Raw genomic sequence first — 19,512 nt, 5'->3', positions numbered from 1 at the left:
TCATACCTCCTCCATTCCAAAGCGCCGCACCAGACGGCTCTGAACCACCGCCAAAATACAGTCTGTCACGATCGAGATCAGCGCGATCGTCAGACCGCCGAGCAGCGTGATATAGGTGCGGCTTGTGCCAAGGCCGGTAAACACCAGATTTCCGAGGCCGCCGGCCCCGATATACGTCGCGATGGTCGCGGAGGCGATCGTCTCGACGATCGAGGTGCGGATCCCCGTGAAAATCAGCGGGATCGCAAGCGGAAACTGAACCTTTCTGAAGATCTGCTTCTGATCCATCCCCATCCCGCCGGCCGTCTCCAGAAGCGCGGAATCCGTTTTCAGGAACCCGGCCGTCGTGTTGATCAGAACCGGCGGAATCGCGATGATCATCAGCGCGATGAACGCGGGCACCCGTCCGATCCCGATCAGCGGGATCATCAGCAGCATCAGCGCCAGCGAAGGAATGATCCGCATCACGTTCACAAGACCGGTGATCCAGCCCGAGTGCTTCGGATACAGGGCGCAGACAATGCCGAGCGGAATCCCGATCAGCGCCGCCAGCGCCGCCACACCGAAGGAAATCTCGAGATGGGCCGCGACATCCGACCAGTATTCGCCGATATGCTCCAGATAGTAGCCGTAAATCTGACTGAACATAGTAAACCTCCCTCGCGGAACTCTACAGCGTCATCGGTCCGATCCTCTTCTGCACCTCTTCGATCAGCGCGCCGCTCCGGACAAGACGCTGCGCCGACTCGATCATCGGATACAGACTGACATCTTCTGTGACGAAAGGAATGCATTCCCGGATTTTCTTCCGGACGGCTTCGAGAACAGCCGATCCTTTTTCCTCATCCGCTCTCAGATCCTCTGCCTGCGCCGCGCAGAGAATCCACATCGCGACGATGTCAAGCAGCTTGTCCGAAGCTTCATACGCTTTCTGGCATGCCCGGTACGCCATCGAAACCGGGTCCTCCTGGCCGGCGCAGGTGCTGACCGAATCGACCGACGCCGGCACCGCGAGAAGCTTCAGCTCGGAGACGAGCGCGGCCTGCGTGTACTGCACGATCATAAAGCCGTTGTTGACGCCCGGATCCGGCACAAGAAACGCCGGAAGCCCCTCATTCAGATGGAAATTCATCAGCCGGTCCGTGAGGCGCTCGGCAAGCCCCGCTGTTTTCGCGATGCCGATGGATAAGAGATCCGCGTACATCGCGATGAAGGATCCGTCAAAATTGCCGTTCATCGCCGCTCTTCCGCTTCCGTCCTCCGTGGGAAGAATCAGCGGGTTATCGGAGCAGGACTGCATTTCCTGAACAAACGTCTTCTCGGCGTCCGAGAACGTCCGCTCCGCCGCGCCGAAGATCTGCGGCATCGTGCGGACCGCGCAGGCGTCCTGCACATGGCTGTCCCGATATTTCCCGCAGATCCCGCTTCCGGAGAGGATGCTTCTCATCAGAGCTGCCGCGTGCTGCTGCTCCGGATACCGCTTCCGGCTCTGCGCCTCCGCGTCGAGTGCGTTGACGGTCGCGTGAAGCGCCTCGAAGGTCATGCACCCGGCGATCACCGCGTTCCCGAGCGCCAGCTGCGCCCTGTACACGGCCGTCAGCCCGTACGCGTCCGCCGAGGTGGTCCCCGTAATCAGTGCCAGTCCCTCCTTGCATCCCAGCGTAAGCGGAGGAAGATGCCGCTCCCGGAGGACCTCCCGCGCCGGAGTTCTCTTTCCGTCCCGAAGGAACGATCCCTCTCCGACCAGGGTCAGCGCCATATGCGCCTCCGGCGCGAGATAACCGACCGAACCGTCGCGCGGCACATACGGCACAAGGCGGAGATTCAGATAATCCCTCAGTCTCTCGATGAGCACGGGACGCACACCCGAGCATCCGTGTCCCAGATTGCAGATGATGGAGAGAATCATGCCCCTCGTCTCTTCCTCGGACATCGGGGAGCCGACGGACACCGCGTGCGTGCGGATGATGTTTTCCTGCAGCTTCGCTGCCTCTTCCTCCGGCACGGAATACCGGACGTTCGCGCCGACGCCGGTCGTCACGCCGTAGACCGGCCGCTCCTCCCTGAGAAAGCGTTCCACAATGTCACGCGACGCCTGGATCCTCGAAACGAATTGCTCTCCGAATCCGAGCCGTGCGCCGCCGAGCACGACCGCTATATACTGTTCCGGCGTCAGATCCCGTTCATCCAGTATGACATCCTGACACATCGCAGCCGGAAGCTTCATCACGCATCACTCCTCATCACGCCGTTTCATGACAATGGCTTTCTTCGGACAGGCCGTCGAGCAGATTCCGCATCCCGCGCACCGCTCCGGATGAAACGCCACCTCTCCGTCGAGCTTCGTGAAGGCGGCGAGATGACACCGCTTCGCGCACAGCCCGCAGTTCACGCATCGCGTCCGGTCCCATTCCGCGATATAGAGCGTCGTGATATAGCTGCCCGGTCCGGGACCGATCTTTCCCGTCTCGAGCGCGGACCGGTATTCGAAGCAGCAGTCCCCGCAGCAGTTGCAGATTGCGTGTCCGGAAGCGTCCACCGTATGCATCAGCCCGTCTTTGTCGCAGGCCCGGACAAGCTCCTTCGCCTCTTCCTTCGTGATCTCACGCGCCTGTCCCCGGTCCGCGGAGGAATTGACGCCCGCCGGTCCGATCCCGATGCATGTCTCCCGCATATGACGGCAGTTGTCGAAAATGTTCCGGCAGTCGCAGGGACGCACCGTGAACGGGCCGTCCAGCCGGTCGATGAAGGCCAGCGTCTCCTCAAGCGGAAGCGCCAGATCCTTCCGCGTTCCGTTCTCAAACAGCGGCTGGTTCCGGCGGATGTATTCGTCCATATACCAGCGGTTGATCTGATCGCGGAATACGCGCGGAACGGAATACCACTTCTCCGGTTCGTACTGGCAGAACACCCCGAGCCGGTCATAGAAGCTTCCGGCTCTGAAGAGGTCCGGCCGCTCCGGGTCCCGGTCCAGAATACTCAGATGATAGCCTTCCTCAAGAACACGGCCCGCTTCCTCCTGAGGAACCCTCAGGAATCCGGCCGCGTCCGCCTCCGTAAACGACGCGCCGAGGGAAGCGATCAGTCTCCGGAAGGGTTCCGGAACCATCAGGGAAAGAAACGGCTCTGCTGCTTCCGGAACACCGAAGATCTCAGAAAATGCGTCATTCATCGGCGACTGCCTTCGCAACCTTGTCCTTGATGGAGTCATAGTAGTCGTGCGCGACGTCCTCGTAATCCTCGCCGTCGATATCCACATCGGCGTTCATCTTGATCACGTTTTTGTCGGTGAGGGTCGCCGTGACGGCATCCGCGATCGCCTGGGCCTTCGGCCAGCGCGCCAGCGCGTCGTCGCGGATGATCGGGCAGATCCAGTAGGTGCACCACGCCTGCTTGTCGTCCTTCAGCACAACGTAATCGTCCGACTCGAGATTGCCCTCGGTTGTGTAGACGGAAATCACATCCACGTCCCCGCTCTTCGCGGCCTGGAACTCAAGCGTATGGTCCATCGTGACGTGCTTGAACTGATCCTTTCCGTACACCTCCACAAGATGCGGATAGGTTGATTCCTCGTCGAAGAACTCTCCGTTCCCGGCGAGCTTCAGATCCGCCGAGTGTTCCCACGCGTCAGAGAAGGTGGAAAGCCCGTACTTCTTCACCGCGCTCCTGGAGGCCGCGAGCCCCTCCGAATCATTGACGTCAGACGGCTTCAGCCATGTGATGCCGTATTCCTTCTCATACCCGGCTTTGGTGTTGTCGTAGATTTTCTGCGGATCAAATACAATATCGTAGTCCTTGTTCTTCGGGAACTCCGAGTGAAGGTAATTCAGTCCGGTTCCGGTGTATTCGGGATAGAACTCCACGTCGCCGGCCTTGATGGAATCATGGATCACCTGGGAGCCGAGCTTCAGCTGCCGCTTGACGGGAACGTCGTTATCCTCAAAAGCCTCCGCGTAAATTTCGCCCAGCACAATGGATTCCGTGAAGTCCTTCGAGCCCACGATCAGAGGAGCCTTGTCATCTCCGGAGGATTTCCCGGACGCGGCGGTTTTGCCGGCCGCGGACGAAGCGACAGACGATGACGCCGTGCCGGTGGCAGCGGCGCTTCCGCATCCGGCAAGAGAAAACGCGGTGATGAATGCGAGCCCCAGGGCAGCCAGTTTCTTCTCTCTCATATCATGTACCCCCTTGTTTGCCTGTCTTGTATATGGCAAAAGGCGCACCCGTTCTGCACGGGTACGTCTTTGTACCGCATTGGAAATGCATCTGATGCCGTTCACTGCGCGAAGTGCTTCTTCACCGCGTCATGAACCATCTCATCATCCGCCAGATACGGAATGGTGATCTGACTCTGTCCCTCATATTTCCGGTTGTATTCGACCGATGTCTCCATGGAGTGCTCGTTCCGCGCCCAGTTTCTTCTGGCCACGCCGCCCATGACGTCCCATAGCAGTCCGCTCCGGATCACCTGATCGACGCGCTCGGAGCCGTCCAGAACGAGTCCGAAGCCGCCGTTGACCGCCTTGCCGATCCCGACGCCGCCGCCGTTATGAAGCGCCACAAGGCTCATGCCGCGGGCCGCATTGCCGACATAGCACTGTACGGCCATATCCGCCATCACGTTGGAGCCGTCCTTGATGTTCGAGGTTTCGCGGAACGGCGAATCCGTACCCGAGACATCGTGGTGGTCACGTCCCATCATCACCGGGCCGATCTCGCGGTTCCGGACCATCTCGTTGAATTTGAGAGCGATGTTGACGCGGCCCACGGCATCCTGATAGAGGATTCTCGCCTGTGTGCCGACGACGAGATGATTGTCCTCCGCCTCCCTGATCCAGTTGTAGTTATCACGGTCCTGATAGCGGCGGTTCACGTCGATGCAGGCCATCGCCGCGTGATCCGTCTTGATCAGATCCGACTGCTTGCCGGACAGGCAGACCCAGCGGAACGGGCCGTACCCGTAGTCAAACAGCTGCGGTCCCATGATGTCCTCCACATAGGAAGGAAGGATGAAACCGTCCTTGTCGTCCACGCCGTTCTTCGAAATCTCCTTCACGCCGGCATCATACACGGATTTGAGGAAGGAGTTGCCGTAGTCAAAGAAATAGGTGCCGCGGTTCACCAGCGTCTTGATCAGCGCATAATGCCTGCGGAGAGAAAGATCCACCAGCTCACGGTATTTCTCAGGATTCTCGGAAAGCATCGCCGTGCGTTCCTCGAACGTCAGCCCCTGCGGACAGTAGCCGCCTTCATACGCCGCGTGGCAGGATGTCTGGTCGGAACAGAGATCAACGTGAATCTCATGATCCACTGCGTACTGAAGCAGGTCGACGATGTTGCCGTAATAGGCGATGGAACGGGGCTTTTTCTCCTCCATATACTTCCGTGCCGTGGCGAAGCAGCTCTCAAGATCGTCCGACCACTCGGAAACCCAGCCCTGATCCAGCCGTGTCTGGATCCTTGAAAAATCCACCTCCGCGATGATGCCGACGCCCTTGGCGATCTCGATGGCCTTGGGCTGCGCGCCGCTCATCCCGCCGAGTCCCGACGAGATGAAGAGCCTTCCGGCGAGATCTCCCTCATTCGGAATCCCGAGCTTCAGACGGCCGGCATTCAGCAGCGTGTTGTAGGTGCCGTGAACGATTCCCTGCGGCCCGATGTACATCCACCCGCCGGCGGTCATCTGGCCGTAATTGGCGCATCCCATCTCCTCGGCGATTTCCCAGTCATGCAGATTGTCAAATTCACCGACCATCAGCGCGTTGGTGATCGTGACTCTCGGCGCTTCCGGTCTCGAACGGAACAGCCCCAGCGGATGGCCGCTCTCCACCACCAGCGTCGTGTCCTGTGTGAGGTTCTCGAGATATTTTTTGATGAGCCGGTATTGCATCCAGTTCTGACAGACGCTTCCGGTCTCGCCGTAGGTGACAAGTTCGTAGGGATACAGACCGACCTCAAAATCAAGATTGTTGTCGATCATCACCTGGAAGGCCTTGCCCTCGATACACTTGCCCTTGTACTCGTCGATCGGCTTTCCGTAGATCCGGCCCTCCGGGCGGAACCGGTAGCCGTAGATGCGGCCTCTCGTGTAGAGCTCGTCGAGGAACTCCGGAATCAGCTGTTCATGATATTTCGGATTGATATAGCGCAGCGCATTCTTCAGCGCGATTTCCGTCTGCGCCTCCGTCAGCCGGAAGCCTCTCGACGGCGCTCTGCGAATCCCCTCCACAAACTTCGGCATCTCGGGGAGTTCGTCATCCAGTGTGATCGTCATTGCGTTTTCGTTCATCCTTCAGTCCTCCATCTGCTCATCCAGAATCCGAATCGTTTCCAGCATCGCGTTGGCCGCTTTCTCCATGTCCTCTTCCCTGCAGTATTCCCTGCGGCAGTGGCCGTACCCCCCGACGCTCCTCACAAAGATCATGCCGGACGGCGCGATGCGCTGCATATTGGCGGCGTCATGGCCCGCCATACTGATCACGGAGCCCGGCGGTTCGTCCACAGCCCGGATGCCTCTCTGAACCGCCTCCGCGATTTCTCCGTCCATCGGCTGCGCCTTCTGGGAAAGAATGCACTCCCTTTCCACCCGGACCTTCCGCTTCCTGCCGCATTCCGCCGAAGCGGCGTCGAGCGCCGCAAGCAGCGCGTTCAGGTCCTCCTCCTTCGAGGTCCGGATATCGATCACGCCTTCCGCGCTCCCCGGGATGATGTTCGCCTCGTTGGGACTGAGCTTCACATAGCCCATCGTCGCGGTGACGTTCGGGGAACGGCGCTCGCGCGCCGCCCTCTCCAGCGCCAGCGCCATCTCGTCGAGCGCGAGGGACGCGTCCCTCCGGTCCTGCATCATCGTGGTGCCCGCGTGATTGGCTTCCCCCGTGATTCGGACTTTCTCACGGTAGAGTCCGGTGATCATGGACACGCCGCTGATCCGTCTCCCGGCGCTTTCGAGCTGCCGGCCGAGCTCGTTGTGCGCTTCGAGGAAACAGGAAATCCCGCCCGGCCGGATCCGTGCGCGTTCCAGATGGTCCGGATCCCCGCCCAGCTCCTTCAGCGCGTCGGTCAGCCTGATCTGACCGCTCCGGTCCCTGACCTCCGCCAGATCCTCCTTCTTCAGCCTCCCGCAGACCACCTTGCTTCCGAGCGTCGAGAGGTTGAACGTATTCGGTTCCTCTGCTGTGAAGGAGATCAGGCAGAGCGGATGGCGGAGACGGACGCCGTTTTCGATGAGGGTTCTCGCCGCCTCCGTGGCCATCATGACGCCCATCGCGCCGTCGTACCTGCCTCCGTCCGGAACCGCGTCGTGATGCGATCCGATCACGATCGGCGGAAGATTTTCCTCCCCCTCAAGTCTTCCCCAGAGATTGGCGATCGGGTCAACGGAAACCTCGAGTCCCATCGCCCGCCAGCGTCCGAGGATCCACTGTCTCACCCGCCTGTCCTCAGGCGACGCGAAGGACCGGTCAATTCCGCCGTTCTGATTCCGGCCGAATGACGCCATCGCGTTGAAGTCCGCCATAAACCGCTCCATACAGATCCGGAGACGTCCTTCTCCGCCGTCCCGAACCGCCATCGGAACTTCCGCCGTGTTCAGTGCTGTGTTCATTCCATCACTCCTTTCCGTAATAATTTCATTACTATCGGAGTATAAAAAAATGCCAGATGGCTTTCAAACCGTCTGACACCTTCGTCATGCAAAGAGGTATAGCATCGTTTCCGGAGCTTGTCAATCACTTTATCCCGTGTAGACTCCGCTCTCCCGTTCGTACCGCTCGATTTTCGAGAGTCTTTCCTCGACACCGGGAATCTTCTGGGACAGATCCGACGCCAGCAGATTCAGAAACATGATCGGTGTGCTGTAGATGTCAAAGATCGAAGCGACCGTCGTGGGGATCAGCACAAAATGATCTGCCGCCTCGCAAAGCGGCGAGAACCGGCTGTCCGTGATCGCGTCGATCCGGAATCCGGCCTTCTTCAGCTCCTTCATCTTGTCGACGAGAACCTTCGGGTACCGTGGCAGTCCGATCGCCAGCACCAGCGCCCGGGTTGGATCATAGTGAAACGACACCAGATCGAACTCTCCGCCCGGCGTGATCACATCCACATTGTCGCGGAGCTTGTCGAGAATGTATTTCAGATACGGAAGCAGCGTGGCCGACATCCGGGCCGAGAGAAGGAGCAGATGCCCGGCGGACGCCATATCCCCGACCAGCGTCTGATATTCCCGGCTCTGCGTGGTTTCCTTGAGAGAACGGATGTTTTCGATCTCCTTTTCGATCACGTCATCCGTATGGTGCGTGCTGGACGCCGTATAATGGTAGCGGTTCGGCGCCGTGAATTCCCTGCCCACGATCTGCTGCAGGCTGCGCAGAAAATCCGCGTATCCCCTGTATCCGAGCGCGATGCAGAATTTCGAGACGCTGCCCTGACTGACGCCCAGCGCGGACGCGAGATTCTCCGCCGTCATGAAAATCACCTGAAGATAATGCTGCTCAATGTAGACGGCGATCCGCCGGTAAACCGGCGAGTCCTCCGAGACGGAAAGCATGCGGTGAATCAGATCCTCCACCGTCCGGATCCCTTCCTTTTTTCCGTTCGATCCGCTCATCCTTTGCTGTTTCACTTCCTTTCCCGGCGCGGGATTGGTCCGCTTCCCGCGCACTGATAAGGAAAATGTACTCAAATTCCGCCCTGTTTGCAAGCCCGAAGACATCCTGCGCGTAAGGAAATCAGACGGAGCGGCTCATCGCCCGCCGGATCAGCCGCAGGGCCGGCGGAAGATTCCGCAGCCGGCGAAGCGGTCACCCGGGCGGAACAATATTTGTTCCGGAACCGTAAAACCGGGGGAGCCGCCGTACTTTTTCCCGTACAGCGGTTCCCCCGATTGTTTTATTCCCGTGCAGAGATCCGGCCGCGCGTCCCGGTCACGTCCGCTTCCGCCGTCCCAGCGCCGCTCCGATCACGAGCAGTGCGAGAAGAGCGGTCACGGCCCACAGGACCGGATGGCCCGGATCGCCTGTCTTCACCGGACGGCCCGAAACAGGTCCTCCGGGCGGCGTCGGCTTGGCGATCGCCTGTACGGCCGGCTGCACATGCAGCGTGCCCGCCTTTGGGAAGACCTCCACCTGATACGTCCACCGGTATTCCCCGGAAGACTCCCTTTCGGGCATCGGAACCTGCCAGAGAGCCGGCGAGATGACGATCCGGCCGTCGGCCGTCTCCGCGGTTCCCTGCTGCACCGCCAGATACATCCCCGGCGCCAGATCCGCAAACGATAGCACGCCGTTCTGGTCCGTCACGCCCTCCGCGTCCGGCTGTGCTCCGCCGGCCGATGCCGCCAGCTTCTCCGCGGCCTTCATCGACTGTTCCGCGTCCATCGCCCCGTCATAGGCGACCCCGGCGCCGGCGAAGGCCGGAACAGACCGGTAGGCCGCCTCTCCGTTGTCCTTCACGTCAAGATCCGCCGTCCGGTAGAGCCGCACCTTAAGCCCCGGCACCGGCACGCTCTTCCACTGATCGTTCTGATCCTTCTCCACCGTCTCGAGAAGGACCGTGATCCGGAGACTTCCCTTTTTCTCCTCCGTGAAGGACTCCGCGGACGCCGCCGGACAAACCGCCGTCAGACAGAGAAGCGCGAGAAGAAGCGCAAGAACCCTCATCCGTCTTACGCGCCCCGCAGCCCCGCTCCAGCACGTCCGGCCCGGTGCCGTGCCCGATCGGAATCGAAAGCGCGATCTTCGGGATCTCGATGTACCCCATCACGCCGTCCCCGTTCGGATTCAGAAGATCCGCGTACGGATGCGGCAGATCCGCTTCCTTCTCTTTGCCGAAGGCATCCGTCGGCGCGTTCACCCGGTGCTGCCGGTTGTAGGCGAGCGCGTCCTCCCAGATTTCCCGGTTTCGCCGGTCATCCAGCTTCTTCACCGTCTCGGAGTAGGACGAGATCAGCCGCTGCTCACGGTACGCGTTCCACGCGGCACTGACCAGCGGATAGAGGAGGCCGCCCGCTCCGACGAGAAGCAGGACCGCGATCGTCAGCTGGTACAGCCGGGTGCGCACTCCGGTCTTCTTTCCGCTTTCATCCGCCATGCTTCGGCCCGCCTCCCCGCCTGTTCTCAATCAACGTCACGATCCGGACGATCACCGCCGCGATCGCGACGCCCGCCGCCGCGCAGAGGAGCTGGATCAGAAGCCTCGTCTTATCCTGACGGACCGGCTGCGCCTCCTCGCTCCGGTACACCTCGTCCGTGTACGGCACCCGGTGTCCCCGCACGAGAAGCCGCTGCGTATTGACCGCATAGGGCGTACAGGTGGCCAGCGTCACATAGTCCTTCGACCGGTCGATCGCCAGCGATTCCGTCTGGTCCGGTTCCACGGTCAGGATCTGGTCCACCTCATAGGCCAGCGTCTCGTCGAGCACATGCAGAAAGAAGTGATCGCCCTTCTTCAGCAGATTGAGGTCCGTGAACAGCTTCGCGGAAGGAAGCCCCCGGTGCGCCGAGATCACGGAATGAGTTCCCTTCCCCCCGACCGGAAGACTGCTCCCGAAGAGATGACCCGCGCCCTTCTCCAGCGTTTCCTTCGTCGTATAATGCCCGATCGGCAGCGACACGTCGATTGCCGGAATCTCGAGATAGCCCATCACGCCGTCCCCGTTCGGGTTGAGCAGCGACTCGTACGTCTTATCCTTCACGCCGTCCCGGATGGAAAATGCATCCGGCACGGACGGCACGTACAGAGTCCGGTTGTACGCCTCGGCCGCCTTTCGCATTTCGTCCGTCTCGGACGTATCGGTGTTGCGGACGGTCTCCTGATAGCCGCTCCGAAGCCGGTCGGCCCGCCACGCGTTCCAGCGCCCGCTGACCGCGGGGTAAAGCAGTATGGACAGACCTGTCAGAAAGAGGATGACCCGCCCGACGCGTTTTTTTCTTCCCTGTTTTCTCATACGTCTCTCCACACCGCCGTCACCGGAAAGCCTCCGCGAAGCCCCGAAGCGGACCGGACCGCCGGTGGACGGGAGCAGACCCAGCTTTGTATCCTTGAGATCGGCCGCCACCACCACGCCGCTTCCGGCAGTGTTCTTCTCGGTGAAGGTGACCGTGTCCGCAGTCTTCGTGTTGGATGAGAGATAAGCCGGCTTAACCGTGTCCGTCTCCGCCGAATACAAATCCATCGCGTAGAAGACGTTGTCCTTCAGCCAGCCGACCTGAACCGCATTCTCTTCGGGCTTCTTGGACGTATATTCGCTCCGCTCCGTTGAGACCGTCGTGGTCGCCGTCGCCGTTGTCCATCTCGCCTCGACCGGCGTCACTGTGGTCTTGTCAAGCGAATACCCCTTCGGCGGCACCAGCTCCTTCAGATAATAGGTTCCTACGCCCACCTTGGAAGAAGCACCGTCCCCGTACTTGTTCGTCTCGATCCTGTCGACCAGCTTCGTGCAGTCGTGATCCGCATACAGCCCGTACACCGCACCGGAGAGTCCCTTCGACGTGTCGCTGTCGTCGGTCTTTCTGAACTTGATTTCGTAGGTATAGACGATTTCCTGATCCTTCTTCTTCCTGATATTCTCGCTTTCCTGCGGCTCCTTATCGAGGGTATCGTACGTGTTTCCGCCGGTCGGATTGCTCGCGTAGTAATACCGGACGTTGTTCTTGTTGCCCTCCGAACCGATCTTCGCCCTGTCGTTGATGACCGCGCTGTACGTCACAACCGGCCCTATGTTCTTCAGATTGTTGTAGACGAAGCTCATACGGAATCCGTTATCCGCCTTCTGCGCATTCGCGATCACGATGGCTCCGTCCTTGAAGGCGCCGCTGCCGTCGTTGGTCAAAGACTTACCGTTCCACTTAATCGTCAAAGTATCATACTCGAAGGTAAGACCTGCCTCCATCGTATCCGCGAGGTAAACGGTCTGGTTGACGGCATTGTCCGGATAAACTGGGAGAGCCGGCGTAACCGTATAGTTCACCCGCTCGCCGACGGATCCGGTCTGGATGGTGCCACCGTCATTATCCCTGTCTTTCCTGACCGTGTCCTCGTCCTTGTTGACATCGGGATGCGAGGATTTCGCGACCGCCGAGTTCATGTACGAATTTAACGCATCGACTGATCCGCCCGTGAGGCCGTCCTCCGTGAGGTTGGCGGACAGAAGGATCGGATTGTAGACCGTGTTCCCGTCGACCGATGTGATCAGCGCGAGATAGACGCCCGCCGCGGCTGCGCTGTATGTATAGTTTTCCCCGGTCAGCGTCCTGGTTTGCACGAGTGTCGGTTTGATCGCCCCGGATTGAATCTGGTTCGCAACCGCCGTGATCTCCTGTACGGTCGGATTCACAGAATCGTTAAAAATCGGTTTGCTGTCTTTGTCCGGGATGAGCGTGAGCTCTCCGTTCGCATCGGAAGTGCCGATCTGATAGAGCTTCACGGTATCTCCTGCCGCAAGACCGGTGATGGTGAGTTCTGCATTTTTCTTCGTGTCCGTACCCGTGTCTGCTGCCATCGCCGGAACCGCCATCGCGAGGATCATTACTGCGGCGATCAGCAGTCCCCCCCCAGTTTTTTCCACAGCTGTTTCATACTTCGTTCTCCTTTTCTTCCTGGTTTCTTGCTTGCTGAAAATGGTTCTGTTTCTGCTGTTCAGGCTCTTTCGCCCGCTCTGATGGGCCTCTCCTCCTCTCCTACGTTCAGTCTTATCCTCCTCCTGTCGTCTGATTTGTCCGGCGCAGGAGCGCAGCCGCAGGGACGGCTCCGCCTGTGCTTTCCGATCCTTTTTAACTGCTCCCTTTTCGGGAACTGTCAGCCAGTCCTTACGGCTCTCCCCTCTCCTCCTTTCGTCTGGCTTTGATGGTGAACAGCAGCGCGGCCGCCAGAGCCGCCGCTCCGCTGAAGGTAAACAGGTAAGTACCCGGGCCGCCGGAGTTCGGCAGCTCGTACGTGAGATGGTTGGTGACGGCATAGCCCGTCGCCACGGAGCCATCGACAGAAGACCAGTATCCGTCCGGAACGTTTTCCTCCTTCACCGTATACTGAATCTCCTCCGCCGTCAGCGTACCGCCCGAAGCGGTATAGCGGTATTTCGGAAGACCGTTGAAGGCGCCCTGCCAGTTTCTGGCCGCGCTCAGCGTGACGGTCTTTTCTGTCATTTGCTCATCCTGATAGAGCCGGATCTGTACCTCGTTCGGGCGGATCTTTTTCCGGTTGTCGCCGTCCACCCACTTCTTTGCAACCGGGACGGAAACCGCCTCCTGCGTGTTTGTCGCCTTGATGGTCCCGTCGGTGATGCCGTCATTGTTGTCCATCGAGACGGTATAACCCGGCGTCGACCCGGTTTCCTTCACATAGTAGTAGTATGCCTGATTGCTGCTGTCCGCGGTCGGAAGATTCTCCCAGGTGTAGCTCCAGGTTCCGCCATTCAGCGTAACCGGATTTTCCGTCAGGCCCGGCACCTTCTCGTTCGTCGCCGGCTCCGTAGTCCCGCCGGCCCCGGATCCGCCGCCCGCTGCCGCCGTCCCCGGCGTGACCGTCACGGACTTCGCGATGGAAGGCGAACCGCCGTCGTACTGCAGATAGCCGAGGAAGGTGACGACGACCGTCTGATCCCGCCTGATGTTGCTCAGCTGATACCGACCCTTCCGGTAAAGGCTGACCCATTTCCCGCTGACCTGAAACTTATCATTTCCGGTGGAGTCGCTCATCGTACCAGTCAGAGGAACGCTGTTGGCCGCCACGGAGTAAATTCCCATATTGTCCGCGTCCACCGCCACATCAAATGGCAGGGTATCGCCGTCCTTCACCGTGACGGTCTGCGTCCCGCCCTGACGGATCGGAGCGGTATCCCTGTTGGTTCCATTGTCGCTTCCGAAGTACTGCGTCCGGAACGTGACCGTATGCGTCGTATTCTGAGAGGACGATCCTCCCGACGAGCCGGCTGTTCTCCGCCAGAGCTCGAAGGAAGCGGCGTACCCGCCAAGCGCGCTTCCGTCGATCGTGTTTCCGTCCGCGTCCTTCCAGATCTTCCGAACCGTGACGCGCGTCGTCTTCTGGTTGTCCACGTTCAGTGTGAGGTGGAAGGTGCCTTTGGTCCCCGCGTTCTGCTCCGATGAGATCTGACTGTTTTCCTCGTCCACCATCCAGCTTCCGCCGCTGTCCGCCGTGCTGACCGAAGCGGTTCCCTGCTGGTCGATCTTCAGAATGATCGTATGGTCCGATACATCCGGATAACCGTCCGGAGGTGTCAGCTCCTTCAGATAATAGGTCCGGCCCGCGCCGAGCCCGTTGCACTGAATCTGTCCGCTCTGATCCGTCGTAAAGAGGTTGGTCTGTGTCCCGTCCGTTCTCCAGAGAAGAGCTGGAACCGAGCAGTTCTCGTCGGTGTACACGCCGAACTTCGCTCCCTGCAGCTTCGTAGTCGTATTCTCGTCCCGCTTGTTCAGCGTCAGCGAATACCGCGGCGCGAGATTGAAATAGATCGCCGCGTTCGACTGGGAGCCGCCGCGCTCCAGATAATAAAGCGTCAGCGTATGCTCGCCGGAGGACAAGTCAAAGGTGGCAGTCGTTTTCAATCCGCCGTGATCGTAGCCCAGCGTGCCGTCGCTCATTTCCTTCACCTTCAGATAGGCCGACTGACCGTTCGCACCCTGTACGACGGTCACTTCTCCTCTCGAGAAGTCGATCTCGCCGTAGACGACGTCGTGCACGCCGCCCAGATCCAGCAGGGTCTTCCCGTCCACGAGGACCCAGACGACGTCGTCGCCGGAGAACTTGAAGACCATATCATCTCCGTTCGTGGACTGGTTTCCGTAATTGCCGGATGCGTCTTTCTCTCCTGCATTGTTCGGCAGGAAGAATTTCACCTCACTGCTCATGCCGAACCAGTAATTGACCTGAAACTTATTCTTGTTGCTGAAATACTGGCCGGGTGAGCAGCCCGTGTTGAACGGCAGGAAGTCGCTGTCATCCACATCTTGGGACGGAGCCGCTCCCTCACGAAAATTGTACACGTAGAACCGGCCGGCCGAACGATTATAGGTCGCCGCGTTCTTCATGCTGTCGTAGTAATAGTAGCCGGTATTCGCATTATACTGATATCGCGGCATCAACGGGATGTGGAAAGACTTCCGTAAACGAGTTTCTGAGACGGTTCAGAGACTACGCCGATCTTTCCTTCCCTCTTGCAGACGAGATTACCAATGAGTACATTGAAAAGCTCCTGTACAAGAAATCCGGCCCGTCTGCTGATGAACTTTACCGGGATTTCGATAAGGAGACTGTATACAAGGCGCTGGCTCGCAAAGGAGAGACCCTTAAACATCTCTGGCAGAAATACAATGCTGTCGGGACTGTGGACGGGCTCCGTCCTCTAAGCTAAGCTTTCCGAGGATGACGCCCCGAATCTTCTGGAACTCATCCACCATCTTCTGCTCCCAGTTCAGAGAGGAAGGCTGGTACAACAAACTTGGAGGCAAGGACAGCCCTCTGTCCGATGCTATCATGGATCGGATATCATATGACTCTTATAAGATCGTGATCGAAAGTATCAATCCGGACAAAGACATCTCCATGAGGGAAGTCTACGGCCTGGATCCCAAGCTTGCTCAGTAACCGCAAAGGTGGTGATCATTGCTGGCACAGTCCTTCGTGACTGTGCTGGCGGCTCCGCCGCACATGAGAGGTCCTATGCTTCCCATTCTGCCGGACTCTTGCTTCCCGGGTTACCGGACAGGCGCCTCCGGCGCACCGGAATATTCAAGCTCTGTGGAAAACTCCGTAGGCATTCTTGAGAAGGGATTCTTTCACGAACTCGAAGATATGATCTTCTTCAGCATAGAGGATTTTAATTCGATCCTCCGAGAGAAGCTGGACGATCTCAACGAAAAGGAGCTGAAAGGCAAAACTTACAGCAGGTATGACCGGTGGCTGGAAGAGAAACAGACGTTAATGCCCCTTCCCTCCGTGCAGTATCAGTACACGGAGAGGAAAGAGGCTAAGGTGTCCAGCGACTTCCATGTCCGCTTTGACAATGCTTATTATAGCGTCCCGCACCAGTATGGGCATAAGCCTGTCCTGATAGCTGCGACGACCAGCCTGGTGACTATCTCGGCACGCTCCGGAGAAAAGCTCTGTGAATGGCCGAGAGCGAAATATAAGGGCCAGTGGCAGACAAATCCGGATCATCTGCCCGCCGGCTACAAGGGGACAATGGAATGGAACGGGCCGTATTTCAAGCAGAAAGCCGCAGCAATTGGCCCATATACGGAGGATGTGATCAACCATGTGCTCGCCAGTCGGAAGTATGAGGTTCAGTCCTATCGCCAATGTATAGGCATTCTCGGCTTCGCTAAGAAATACAGCCGGAAAGTTCTTGAGGCTTGCTGTAGACAGGCAGTCTCGACAGGCAGGGCGAATTATACTTTCATCAAGAATTCCATACCCGGTATCGCTGCCGAAGTCATGTCTCCCGCCGATACCGCCAAGGTAAACGAAGAGAAGAATCAAGGAGCATATCTCCGCGATGCCTCTGCTTCCAGTATTGACAGTCTTCTGGCGAAAAGCCGGAACCTGATGGAACAGGAAGGAGGCAGCGCTGATGAATAACGGTGAAACCACCCTCCTCGATCTTGAAGCACAGATGCAAGATATCGGGCTGGCCTTTATGGCAAAGAAGCTGGATGAGATCTACCGCTCACCAAACTATCTCGGCATGGACAAGCTGGACCTGGTATCCGAGATCCTTGCACCGGAATATCAGGACAGAACGACCAAGAGACTCAACAACAGACTGAAAAACGCCAGATTGATCGGCACGCCGTGCGATATCAGCAAATGCGTTGACAGTACCGCACGGCAGTATACACCGGCAGGTGCACCTAAGCTGCTGTCCTCGCTGAAATTTATCGAGGACGGCTTGAACCTCTGTATTCTTGGTGCTTCAGACAGCGGGAAAACTTATCTGGCGAAAGCACTTGGCACAGTAGCCTGCGAGAAATATCGCGTAAGCTACAATCGGTGCGATGAGTTCCTGACCGCCCTTGTGGATCTGAAACAGAGCGATTATCCGAAGTACGAGAGAAAGATCAGGAAAGTACTGAACTTCCATCTGCTAATCATCGACGATTTTCTTCTGAACACCGTTACCGACGAGCGTCAGGTCAAGGTACTTCTAGAGGTGCTTGAGAAACGGCTTGAGTTGTCAAGGAGCACTATTGTTTGTTCCCAGAGAGAACCGGATAAATGGCAGGCAATGATCATGAACGACGCTGTATCAGCTGACGCAATCAACAAACGCGTTACGAAACACTACACCATCATGATTAAGCACAAAGAGTAAGGCAATAGAGGGTGGCCGTTCTGGTCCGCCGGGTGGCCGCTGGGTTCCGCATCAGTGGCCGCCGCCCTCCGCAAAATGCAGGGTTCCTAACACACCTGGTAAGGCATATTCTATCTGCGAACTTCTGCTTATGAATTCAGCTGACTCTTCCATTTTAGTCTGTATGGCACTACGAGGGACTTTTGAAGAACAAACAAGAAACAGTGTCATGATAGAGAGCGCGGCAAAGAAGACGACAACAATAGTTGCGACCCCCTTAGCCCAGTGAAATGTATTTCTCTTCATACCCGATCACCTTCATTAAAAAGGCAGGCCGCCCTGTAGGAGAACGACCTGCCGATTTCACTTGTTTGCTCAGAGCAAATAGTTTTGGTTATTTAGTTTGCGTTCATTCTTCTGCGAGTCACCAGCAGGATGCCAGCACCAAGAACAAGGATCGCACCGATTACGTAGAAGATTGTGGTACCGATACCACCAGTGCTCGGCAGAACGGAACCCTGGTTGTTCTCAATCTTAGTTACCTGTTTTGCAGACAACTGCATAGTATTCGCTGCCTCTGCACTATCGTTACCAGCAGACACTCCAGTCGCTTCAGCAACAGTAACCTTTGTGGCGTTTGCGGTGCCATTTACTACTACAGTAGGTGTGATAGAGGTGGTTCCGTCTAACAGATTGTATCCATCCTCAGTAGCTGTCTCAGTAAGAGTATAAGTCACATCCGGATCAAGGCCGTAGATAAGGATTACACCGTTGTTGGTCTTGTCAGAGGTAACAGAGTTGGATGTGCTTGATGCATCGACATAATACACACCCTTACCACCAGAGGTCTTGGGAGAAACATTAACTGCATTGCCGTCAGCATCGGTAAGTGTAAAGGTTGCCTCAAGGTATTTGAGGGTCTTACCGGTTTTAGCAGAAAGCGTATTAGCAGAGGCATCCAGATCAGCAGTTGCGCCGTCATACTTGATGATTGCAGCAGCACCGATATCATGCTCTACGGTATCTTTCTGATGATAATTGCCATAGGTCAGTTCAACGTCGTTCTTACGATCAATGGTTGTCAGAGCAGAGCTGTTCACAGTCGCTGCGAATGTAATAACAACGGTCTGTCCCTTAGTGGCTGTCGTCGGATGAATGGTGACAGTCCAGCTCTGAGCTGTCTTGGTACCGATGACATAATCGTTCTTTGTCTCACCAGCATCAGCGGTAAGTGCAGTTGTTCCTACTTTGACTTCCGGATCAGTCGTTGTGTCGAAGGTCAGGCCTGCACTCATGGTATCAGTCACAACGATATCTTCGTTTGCATTAGCAGGAACTGCGACTTCCACCTGATAGTAAACAGTGTCGCCAACTTTTACGTTGATGGCATCGTCAGTGTAGGTTTCCGCAGCAGCCGAATCTTTCTGCTTTTTGTCAACTGTAGGATAGCTGTTCTTTTCGTTTACAGTGACATCAGCTGTAGCAGCGATAAGGTTCTCGCCGGTCTCACTCTTCAGCAGGTAATAGCCTTCCGGAAGATCTGAAGCAGTCCAGGATTTTCCATCAGCAGCTGCGGTCAAGCTTTCAGATACAAGAGCTGTGTAGTTTGCGTCTAACCAACGGGCAGCAGCCTGAGCTGTGTCAGTATCAGTATTGGCATTATCCCATTCTACAATATATTTGCTTCCGTCAGCAGATTTTGTAAGCTTGAACCAGTTATTACCAGAAGCTTTTGTCCAAGTACCCGGAGTTCCATCAGTCCACGTTCCCAACTGACCAATCTGAGTGGTATCGGTAGAAAGAAGGTAGTAGCTAACGCCATCCTCTGGAGAGGTTGTTACGTTACCCGGGGTGCCATCTGCATCATATCCGCCACCTGTGGATGTATGATTCTCGCTTTCCGTTGCACGGAAAATCTGTTTATAAGTGTACGCACGATTTCCGGTTTCCTCCGTACCACCAGTTTCATAAGTACTGTCACGATTAACCGTAATGTTTACTGCTGCCATCGCAGTACTCGCCATCGCCACCATCATTACCATAGCAATGACTAAGGCCATCATCTTCTTTAAATATAACTTTCCCAACCAGTGAGACTATATAAAAGCCTATAGTTTTCACCGGAATGAGTCTTTTGACAACTCAAGCGGTTGGATCAACCGCCGAAATACCTGTGATTCCACGGTTTTGGCCCATTTGCACCCTGAAAA

Annotated in this window: 15 protein-coding genes and 1 pseudogene; 3 read left to right on the top strand and 13 right to left on the bottom strand. The window is 57.3% G+C overall.

What is annotated here, in order from left to right:
• From G4C92_RS08945 to G4C92_RS08895, 11 genes are all read right to left on the bottom strand, one after another.
• Nucleotides 1–648, bottom strand: a complete 648-nt coding sequence (locus tag G4C92_RS08945) for an ABC transporter permease (RefSeq protein WP_274939520.1) — start codon at nt 646–648, stop codon at nt 1–3.
• A 22-nt stretch (nt 649–670) separates the two neighbouring features.
• A complete protein-coding gene (locus G4C92_RS08940) occupies nt 671–2,227 on the bottom strand; it encodes an HAL/PAL/TAL family ammonia-lyase (RefSeq protein ID WP_274939519.1) in 1,557 nt (518 codons plus the stop codon).
• Between the two features lie 6 nt (nt 2,228–2,233).
• The gene (locus tag G4C92_RS08935) at nt 2,234–3,172 is read right to left on the bottom strand and encodes a 4Fe-4S binding protein (RefSeq protein ID WP_274939518.1); all 939 of its coding nucleotides are present in this window, start codon (nt 3,170–3,172) and stop codon (nt 2,234–2,236) included.
• Nucleotides 3,165–4,175: an ABC transporter substrate-binding protein gene (locus G4C92_RS08930; protein WP_274939517.1), complete on the bottom strand. Its 1,011-nt coding sequence runs from the start codon at nt 4,173–4,175 to the stop codon at nt 3,165–3,167. Before G4C92_RS08930 ends, G4C92_RS08935 begins: the two co-directional genes overlap by 8 nt.
• Before the next feature lie 101 nt (nt 4,176–4,276).
• Complete coding sequence (locus G4C92_RS08925) at nt 4,277–6,289, bottom strand: urocanate hydratase (RefSeq protein WP_274939516.1); 2,013 nt, start codon at nt 6,287–6,289, stop codon at nt 4,277–4,279.
• A 3-nt stretch (nt 6,290–6,292) separates the two neighbouring features.
• Nucleotides 6,293–7,603 carry a M20 family metallo-hydrolase gene (locus tag G4C92_RS08920; protein WP_274939515.1) on the bottom strand — a complete coding sequence of 437 codons (1,311 nt, stop codon included), beginning with the start codon at nt 7,601–7,603 and terminating at the stop codon, nt 6,293–6,295.
• Between the two features lie 129 nt (nt 7,604–7,732).
• Nucleotides 7,733–8,605 (bottom strand): MurR/RpiR family transcriptional regulator, encoded by an 873-nt coding sequence (locus G4C92_RS08915; protein WP_274939514.1) that lies wholly within the window; start codon nt 8,603–8,605, stop codon nt 7,733–7,735.
• 316 nt (nt 8,606–8,921) lie between these two features.
• Complete coding sequence (locus G4C92_RS08910; RefSeq protein WP_274939513.1) at nt 8,922–9,533, bottom strand: hypothetical protein; 612 nt, start codon at nt 9,531–9,533, stop codon at nt 8,922–8,924.
• A complete protein-coding gene (locus tag G4C92_RS08905; protein WP_274939512.1) occupies nt 9,481–10,086 on the bottom strand; it encodes a sortase family protein in 606 nt (201 codons plus the stop codon). Before G4C92_RS08905 ends, G4C92_RS08910 begins: the two co-directional genes overlap by 53 nt.
• Nucleotides 10,076–12,562, bottom strand: a complete 2,487-nt coding sequence (locus G4C92_RS08900; protein WP_274939511.1) for a class C sortase — start codon at nt 12,560–12,562, stop codon at nt 10,076–10,078. The genes G4C92_RS08905 and G4C92_RS08900 overlap by 11 nt, the downstream gene beginning before the upstream one ends.
• Nucleotides 12,563–12,803: 241 nt before the next feature.
• Entirely contained in the window at nt 12,804–15,092 is a 2,289-nt protein-coding gene (locus G4C92_RS08895) for a Cna B-type domain-containing protein (RefSeq protein WP_274939510.1), read from the bottom strand.
• Nucleotides 15,093–15,399: 307 nt separating this feature from the next.
• Between G4C92_RS08895 and G4C92_RS15205 the strand changes: the two are divergent.
• The 3 genes and pseudogenes from G4C92_RS15205 to G4C92_RS08880 form a co-directional block, all read left to right on the top strand.
• Nucleotides 15,400–15,597, top strand: a pseudogene (locus G4C92_RS15205) (AAA family ATPase); the annotation flags it as partial.
• A 75-nt stretch (nt 15,598–15,672) separates the two neighbouring features.
• The gene (locus tag G4C92_RS08885; protein ID WP_274939509.1) at nt 15,673–16,590 is read left to right on the top strand and encodes a Mu transposase domain-containing protein; all 918 of its coding nucleotides are present in this window, start codon (nt 15,673–15,675) and stop codon (nt 16,588–16,590) included.
• A complete protein-coding gene (locus G4C92_RS08880) occupies nt 16,583–17,323 on the top strand; it encodes an ATP-binding protein (protein WP_274939508.1) in 741 nt (246 codons plus the stop codon). The genes G4C92_RS08885 and G4C92_RS08880 overlap by 8 nt, the downstream gene beginning before the upstream one ends.
• A 51-nt stretch (nt 17,324–17,374) precedes the next feature.
• Here the strand turns inward: G4C92_RS08880 and G4C92_RS08875 are convergent, their stop codons facing one another.
• A complete protein-coding gene (locus tag G4C92_RS08875; RefSeq protein ID WP_274939507.1) occupies nt 17,375–17,608 on the bottom strand; it encodes a hypothetical protein in 234 nt (77 codons plus the stop codon).
• 92 nt (nt 17,609–17,700) lie between these two features.
• Nucleotides 17,701–19,344, bottom strand: a complete 1,644-nt coding sequence (locus tag G4C92_RS08870) for an isopeptide-forming domain-containing fimbrial protein (RefSeq protein WP_274939506.1) — start codon at nt 19,342–19,344, stop codon at nt 17,701–17,703.
• Between the last annotated feature and the right edge of the window lie 168 nt (nt 19,345–19,512).

This window comes from Chordicoccus furentiruminis (assembly GCF_019355395.1).
GTDB classification, from domain to species: Bacteria; Bacillota; Clostridia; order Lachnospirales; family Lachnospiraceae; genus Chordicoccus; species Chordicoccus furentiruminis.
The sequence above is the reverse complement of the archived record's forward strand: the minus strand, read 5'-3'. Positions and strand labels throughout refer to the sequence as shown.

Excerpts from the sequence above, each read along its gene's own strand:
- G4C92_RS08880 (WP_274939508.1), top strand. The coding sequence starts at position 16,583 with ATGAATAACGGTGAAACCACCCTCCTCGATCTTGAAGCACAGATGCAA.
- G4C92_RS08870 (WP_274939506.1), bottom strand. The coding sequence starts at position 19,344 with ATGGTAATGATGGTGGCGATGGCGAGTACTGCGATGGCAGCAGTAAAC.
- G4C92_RS08885 (WP_274939509.1), top strand. The coding sequence starts at position 15,673 with ATGCTTCCCATTCTGCCGGACTCTTGCTTCCCGGGTTACCGGACAGGC.
- G4C92_RS08940 (WP_274939519.1), bottom strand. The coding sequence starts at position 2,227 with ATGAAGCTTCCGGCTGCGATGTGTCAGGATGTCATACTGGATGAACGG.
- G4C92_RS08945 (WP_274939520.1), bottom strand. The coding sequence starts at position 648 with ATGTTCAGTCAGATTTACGGCTACTATCTGGAGCATATCGGCGAATAC.
- G4C92_RS08905 (WP_274939512.1), bottom strand. The coding sequence starts at position 10,086 with ATGGCGGATGAAAGCGGAAAGAAGACCGGAGTGCGCACCCGGCTGTAC.
- G4C92_RS08915 (WP_274939514.1), bottom strand. The coding sequence starts at position 8,605 with ATGAGCGGATCGAACGGAAAAAAGGAAGGGATCCGGACGGTGGAGGAT.
- G4C92_RS08935 (WP_274939518.1), bottom strand. The coding sequence starts at position 3,172 with ATGAATGACGCATTTTCTGAGATCTTCGGTGTTCCGGAAGCAGCAGAG.
- G4C92_RS08895 (WP_274939510.1), bottom strand. The coding sequence starts at position 15,092 with ATGCCGCGATATCAGTATAATGCGAATACCGGCTACTATTACTACGAC.
- G4C92_RS08930 (WP_274939517.1), bottom strand. The coding sequence starts at position 4,175 with ATGAGAGAGAAGAAACTGGCTGCCCTGGGGCTCGCATTCATCACCGCG.
- G4C92_RS08875 (WP_274939507.1), bottom strand. The coding sequence starts at position 17,608 with ATGAAGAGAAATACATTTCACTGGGCTAAGGGGGTCGCAACTATTGTT.
- G4C92_RS08925 (WP_274939516.1), bottom strand. The coding sequence starts at position 6,289 with ATGAACGAAAACGCAATGACGATCACACTGGATGACGAACTCCCCGAG.
- G4C92_RS08920 (WP_274939515.1), bottom strand. The coding sequence starts at position 7,603 with ATGAACACAGCACTGAACACGGCGGAAGTTCCGATGGCGGTTCGGGAC.